Below are 6,001 nucleotides of genomic sequence, written 5' to 3'. Positions count from 1 at the left end.
GGGTTTTGTTGTATACTGGTCATTGAGTAGGGCTCCTTTTCTTGGTGACTTTGCAATCCCAAGGATACCCTACTTTTTTGTCGTTTACTAGACTCCCCGATCCTTACACATACTATTTTACGCCATCACAAACGGATCGATTAGGGATCCTTTTTCCCACTAACACTTGCGGAAAAGGGGATGAGGGCAAATTTAAGCTCCCTTTTTCTTGGGCTTCCTGCCGGGTCTCAGCAGCCTGTGGGGAGGAAGGCATGCTTTCGAAATTCAGGTTTATATGTTTTACCTGAAAGCGATACGCAGTCCACGCTGCTTCGGAAGCATATGCTCCTGTTGAGGGCAGCGAAGCCGTTTCTGCTTGATTCAATGCATAGCTTCTGTCCAACCCAGGCATACTACCTCCCAATATTACCTGATGACAACAAACGGGGGGCGGGACAGATTTCGATTACACAGTTGCTGACGCTGGGACATTCCCCTGGTGTAATACTGGCAGGCGAGTATTTCTTTTACTTTATGCTCTATTCCTTTCTGGGCTGGGTGCTGGAGGGCAGCTACAATCTGCACAGCCTGGGAACATTCCGCAAGGAGGGATTCCTCAAGGGGCCGGTCAAGCCGATGTACGGCTTTGCGCCGCTGCTGCTGCTTGCCGCCAAGGACCTGCAGCTTCCGTTTCCGCTGATGATAGCCCTGGCTTTACTCATACCTTCCGCCGTGGAGTATATAAGCGGCTCATTGCTGAAGTCCGTTTTTCACAAGCAGTGGTGGGATTACTCGGAAATGCCTTATCAATGGAATGGACATATCTGCCTGAAATTCTCCTTATACTGGTGGGGGCTGGCGACTGTCTGCCTTTATGGTCTGCAGCCGCTTGTGGAGATGATGTATCTGCGGCTTGCCCCATTATGGACACTGCTGCTGCCGCTGGCGGCGCTGCTGCTCACAGCCGATCTGCTCTGGACCTGCCGGACCCGGCGGCGCGGGGTGAAGGGGCTGGAGCTTGGGGAAGGGTAATAAGGCGCCGGCTCTAAAATAATGTATATGCGTACGATCATGGGACATTGTAGGCCTGCCGGTCTGGGAATGTCTTTTTGCTGTTTGTACAGATAAGGAATACATGCTAGAGTTGTCAAATATAGTGAGAGAAGTCCATAAGAATAGGTATGGCGGATGGCGGGAGGGCAAATGCGCAGGAGTACCGTTAAGAGACCTGCCGAATTTGCTTACCCGTTTTGACCAGCCGTACTGGTCAGAATCCGGGAAATGCTTGCCCGGTTTGGCGAAGGCAAAGGCGGTAATCTGACCATGCTTCAATGGGGAGCAGACAGCGGGATTTTTCACGGTGGAGCTGTCGGATTGCAGCGGCTATGCAAAGGACGAGAGGATCGGCTTAATTTCGTTCCGCAAGGATGAGTTGTAAGGGGAATTTGGGTTCGAAGGTGATGGAATACCGCTAATCCGCACATAGGAGGTCTATCATGCCAATATCAGAATATTATCGTGGAATCCGTGAAAAATTGGGCAGTGAGGTGCTGATGGTGCCGTCTGTTGCGGGGGTGATCCGAAATGAGGAAGGCAGGATTCTCCTGCTCCGCAAAGGAGGGGAACAGCTGTGGGGCCTGCCCGCAGGCGCCATTGAACCCGGGGAGACGCCGTCCAGGGCGCTGCGGCGCGAGGTTTTTGAAGAAACGGGCCTGATGGTGACCCCGCAGCGGATCACTGGCGTGTTCGGCGGAAGGAAATATACATACGAGTACATCAATGGCGACCGGGTTCAGTATTCCATTATTGTGTTCGAATGCTCCATCGTCAAGGGGACGCCCGGAAGTGTGGACGGGGAGGCGGAAGAGCTTGCGTTTTGGGGAGAGGAAGAACTGCCGGAGCTTGCACTGCCGTATCCGCGCGAGATTTTCATAAGCGGCGCTTCCAGCTTGGAGAAGGCCTTTTTTGAATGATATTGAGGACTTTGAATGATATTGAGGACTGGAACTGAGGTGGAGCCCTAATGAGAGCCAAAATAATATACGGCTGTGCTGTGCTGCTAGCCGTCATTCTGGGCTTCGGCTCCAGAGTATTTGCTGAACGTCTGCCGGAATTTGTCTCCAGTCATTTTGGGGATGCATTGTGGGCGGCGATGTTAAATTTGCTGTCCGGGTTGCTGTGGACCCGGCTGAAGCTCGGACTGGCTTTGCTGCTGAGCCTTGGCTCCAGCTACGGGATCGAGTTCAGCCTTCTGAATTATAGTAGTCAAAGAATATATATCTATATATGAACTACATTTACAGTCATGACCAAAGCCGATTGGGCAAATCAACCATTCAGCTTATTTAGAAAGTTGATTTGCAATGAATTGGATGCTTGCAAGCTGCAAATCCGCAGACGCTGCCTGATTTGGAGATGAGATCTGATAATGACGAACAGTTTAATCGTAGTCTGCGTGCTGACCATGATCATTCATACGGCAGAGACGTTGTCTTATTCCGTGCGCTTTGCCGGAGTCAAGCTGAACAAAATCGCCATCGCTTTATCCCTGACCGGAATTATTGTGCTGGTGTCCAGAACGGCAAATATGGTACAGGCTCCACTGACGGCCAAGTTTGTGGATTATGCCAAAATTAATCCGGACTTTCCGCTGGATAATTATTTACGGATTATTATGCTGGCCTCCTCACTCGGCACCTTGATTGCAATCGCGGTGTTTCCCACCTTCGTGGGCTTGTTCGGAAGGATCATCTCCAAGCTGGAGATTGAAGGCTCTATACCCAAAATGCTGTCCAGCGTGACGATCAGCCAGCTCAAGAATACCCGCAAGTATATCCGCAAGCCCAAAGTGAAGCTTCACAGCTTCCGCTATCTGGGCATTCCGAAGCGCTTTATTATTATGAATATATTTGTTACCGCGTTCTATACGGTCGGCGTACTGTCCTCGCTGCTGGCAGCGCATCTGGTGCCGGCTCTCAGCACTACCGCATCCCAGGCTTCAGGGATGATCAACGGGATCGCGACTATCATGCTGACGATCTTCATCGATCCGCAGCTCGGCATTATCACCCACAAGGCTACCGAAAATACCGAATCCCGTGATCAGCTGGGGAAAATCTACGTTCTCCTGATGGGCTCGCGATTTCTGGGAACCTTGCTCGGCCAGCTTGTGCTGTTGCCAGCTGCACATTCAATCATCTGGCTGGTGCAGCTGATCTGAAAGAGTGCCGGAGCAGGAAGGCCTCCGCTGGGGAAATACATAGAAAGACTGATAATGCTTGATCCGCAGCTTCCTTAAAGGGAAGATTTATTTGGGCAGCTTGGCTTCCGCAGCCCGGAGCGCGAGTGTGATCTTCTGCTCCCAAGCATATGCTTGCTGTGCGAAAGTGCGCAGCTCGCCTATCCGTCCATAAGACAATTTCATCGCTGCCGCCGCTGTGATGGCGTCGCCCGATGCAATCGCGGCTTTATACCTTTTGTCAGCCTCCGACCGTTCCTCCTGCACTGCACTGGCCGATTTATTCTGGGCAGTAATCTGCTTCTTGAGATCGGATATGGGGGCCAGGGCATCCTTGGCGGGTTTTGTCTTGGCTGCGGTCAGGGCCCTGGCTTCTGCAAGCCGGGTATTCTTCGTCTTGACCTCAGTGCGGGCAGACGCTGCGGCAGCCTTCAGCTTATTGCGCTTGATCTCGAACAGGGTGGCGGATTTGAGATTGCCGGCCTTGCGGGCGGCCGTAATCTGCTTGCCCAGCGAAGTATATTCCGCCAACAGCGGGGCATGCTTCTTCTTCGCGGCTTCGGCCTCAGTCTTCAAGCGGTTCAGCAAGGCGGCATCGGTTGCCTGGAGCTTCAGATTAATGGCAGCTAGATCGGCATTGTTCTGCCTGCGGAGTGTCCGGGTTCTCGCGCTCTCGGATTTCAGAGCTGACTGCAGTCCGGAATAGTCGTTGTACAGTGTATGAATCTCTTCCAGAGCGGAGTCCCAGTCAGCGGCGGCAGAGACATGCGGGGAATGTCCGGCGAATATCGCCAGCACTACCAGCAATCCTATCCACGTGCGGTAAATGGCCGCGCCTAAGCATTTTCCCGAAGTACTGCACTTCCGTGTTACCTCTTTCATCCAGTTCATCTCCAGTCATGGTTTTTGCGCCAAGCGACGCCAAAAAGCACCTCCAAGAAAGGCGCAATGGCCTTTCCTGCGAGGTGCTTCTCCCGCTTGCCTTTTGAATTTTGTACCTTCACTATAGCTTGAAATTAATGGATCGTCAACATAAAAAAAGAACGCAGGTTCCCATATTTTTCAAAAGATAAGAATTTATCCTGAATTTCGAAAGCGCGTAATAGCAAGGATGCCAGAGACTGGCCGCCTAAAAAACCTGTAAGCATCAGGAATTATGAACAGGGAGAATAACCCAAAAAGGGCTTGCCTGCATACAGATTCCCCCACCCCAGAAGACCGGGCAACTGAATTTCCATGTTAGATTTTAGAAGTCTTCATTCCAACTGGGCGATTCGGAATTCCATCTGTTTCCAGGTGTGGCGATGGGTGAACATCTTTTCCAGTTTGAGGATCGTACTTCGACTGTGACTTACTAGCTTGGCCGCACACTGAAAGAATTCCAGGCGAAACCGAGCAATTGTATATCCGAAGTGAACGGGCTCGCAGCAGGCTCGTTTGAAGCGTTCGTACAGGTTATACGCCAGTAATTTGACGAGCAGATCGATTTCATTGGCTTCGAAGGAGCCGGTGGCGATTTTGTCGATGGCAGACCCGCGCTTGGCTTCCTTGATGTAGTTCTCCATACAACACCGCTGGTTGTAAAAGCGCCACAAACCGATGGATTCCCAATCCAGGCTCGTGACGATCGCTTCGTACTCCCAGTCGGTATCCAGCAGTGGACAAGCTTGGACGTCCTGAACGACTTTTGCCTTGCGGATGACGGCGACCCGCCGAGGTTTTTTCCAAGAGATAGCATGGTACCAGAGGGCGGTGCCTTCAATGATCCAGTCTTCGTCCACGTAGCGTGTCCAGTACCGGCAGGCAGTGACTTCTGCGGCCAGGCGCTTCGTCCGCTTGATTTTGCCCGCGTAGCCGATCTGTCGTCCTTCCCAGAGCGAATAGAAGTCTTCGCCGCCAAAGCCTTTGTCAAACCGGGCGTATTGGACCGGGTGCTGACCTGAGAGGTCAAAGGTCGGGCGGCCTCGGTGGACGAGTGAACGTTTCCTGCGCGCAGCACGGCATTCAGGCCAAGGCGGGACTGTCCCTCAAAAGCGAGCAGGGGATGGCAGCTTTTGCGCCCCGGCTTATATTCACGCCTTTCGCCGCTTGGGCCTGATTGCCATAGACCGTCTCCACGGTAGAATCCAAATCGAGAATAAACTTGGAGGGCAGACAAGGCCGGATCACTTCGAGGTTCACTTGCCGGAGTTCCATTCGTACATTAGGGTTCCCTTTTCCCAGCCGATCCAGTTCCTTGTACAGAAGCGAGTGGTGTGGACAACGTTCACCGAGAAACCGCTGAAGGAGGGGGGCGTTTTGCCATCTGCGAAAGTGAAACAGTCGCTCACAGCCGAGTGTCCAGCCGGCGATGAGCTACAGCAGAATGCGGTGTACGGGAAACAGCGCGTTGTGAGCTTTACCCCGGGATAGAGTTTGCAGTAACTGGCTCAGTTTAATTTTTTCAATTGAGGAAGATCTTGCTTCCTCCAATGCTTGTGGACTGGTTCAGGGAAAATTCGGTCTTGATTTTATGGATGGGTGTGGTAGACTTCACCTAAAAGGGGCTCCTCTCTTTGGGTGATGTTGTTCTCGCAAACACCATTCTACCAAGGATTTGAGCCTTTTTTATTTTTTATGGGAAGTTACTTTCGAAATTCAGGATGAATTTTTTATATTATAAGCAGAAACGGCTGCGCCGTCCTTGACCGGGCAGCGCAGCTGTTTGCATTTCAGGTGTAAGGCTGGCTGCTGAAGCCAGGCGGAAGAGGTCACTTCATATTCCCCCAGCCGCTTTTTCGCAAG

5 protein-coding genes and 1 pseudogene are annotated in these 6,001 nt (G+C 52.0%); 4 read left to right on the top strand and 2 right to left on the bottom strand.

Going from position 1 to position 6,001, the window contains the following annotated elements; genetic code table 11:
• The first annotated feature begins 330 nt into the window (after positions 1 to 330).
• From HYD27_RS31555 to HYD27_RS31540, 4 genes are all read left to right on the top strand, one after another.
• Complete coding sequence (locus HYD27_RS31555; RefSeq protein WP_228745457.1) at positions 331 to 1,011, top strand: putative ABC transporter permease; 681 nt, start codon at positions 331 to 333, stop codon at positions 1,009 to 1,011.
• A 464-nt stretch (positions 1,012 to 1,475) separates the two neighbouring features.
• The gene (locus HYD27_RS31550; protein WP_219221734.1) at positions 1,476 to 1,952 is read left to right on the top strand and encodes an NUDIX domain-containing protein; all 477 of its coding nucleotides are present in this window, start codon (positions 1,476 to 1,478) and stop codon (positions 1,950 to 1,952) included.
• A 50-nt stretch (positions 1,953 to 2,002) separates the two neighbouring features.
• Complete coding sequence (locus HYD27_RS31545; RefSeq protein ID WP_219221733.1) at positions 2,003 to 2,269, top strand: DUF2809 domain-containing protein; 267 nt, start codon at positions 2,003 to 2,005, stop codon at positions 2,267 to 2,269.
• A 138-nt stretch (positions 2,270 to 2,407) separates the two neighbouring features.
• On the top strand, positions 2,408 to 3,199 hold the full coding sequence (locus HYD27_RS31540; RefSeq protein ID WP_219221732.1) for a lipid II flippase Amj family protein: 792 nt from the start codon (positions 2,408 to 2,410) through the stop codon (positions 3,197 to 3,199).
• 87 nt (positions 3,200 to 3,286) lie between these two features.
• On the opposite strand, the gene HYD27_RS31535 is transcribed toward HYD27_RS31540, so the two are convergent.
• Positions 3,287 to 4,099 carry a hypothetical protein gene (locus tag HYD27_RS31535; RefSeq protein ID WP_219221731.1) on the bottom strand — a complete coding sequence of 271 codons (813 nt, stop codon included), beginning with the start codon at positions 4,097 to 4,099 and terminating at the stop codon, positions 3,287 to 3,289.
• 374 nt (positions 4,100 to 4,473) lie between these two features.
• A pseudogene (locus tag HYD27_RS31530) lies at positions 4,474 to 5,753 on the bottom strand (IS1380 family transposase).
• Between the last annotated feature and the right edge of the window lie 248 nt (positions 5,754 to 6,001).

The sequence above is a fragment of the Paenibacillus sp. S150 genome, assembly GCF_019352175.1.
Classification (GTDB): domain Bacteria; phylum Bacillota; class Bacilli; order Paenibacillales; family Paenibacillaceae; genus Paenibacillus_AQ.
The sequence above is the reverse complement of the archived record's forward strand: the minus strand, read 5'-3'. Positions and strand labels throughout refer to the sequence as shown.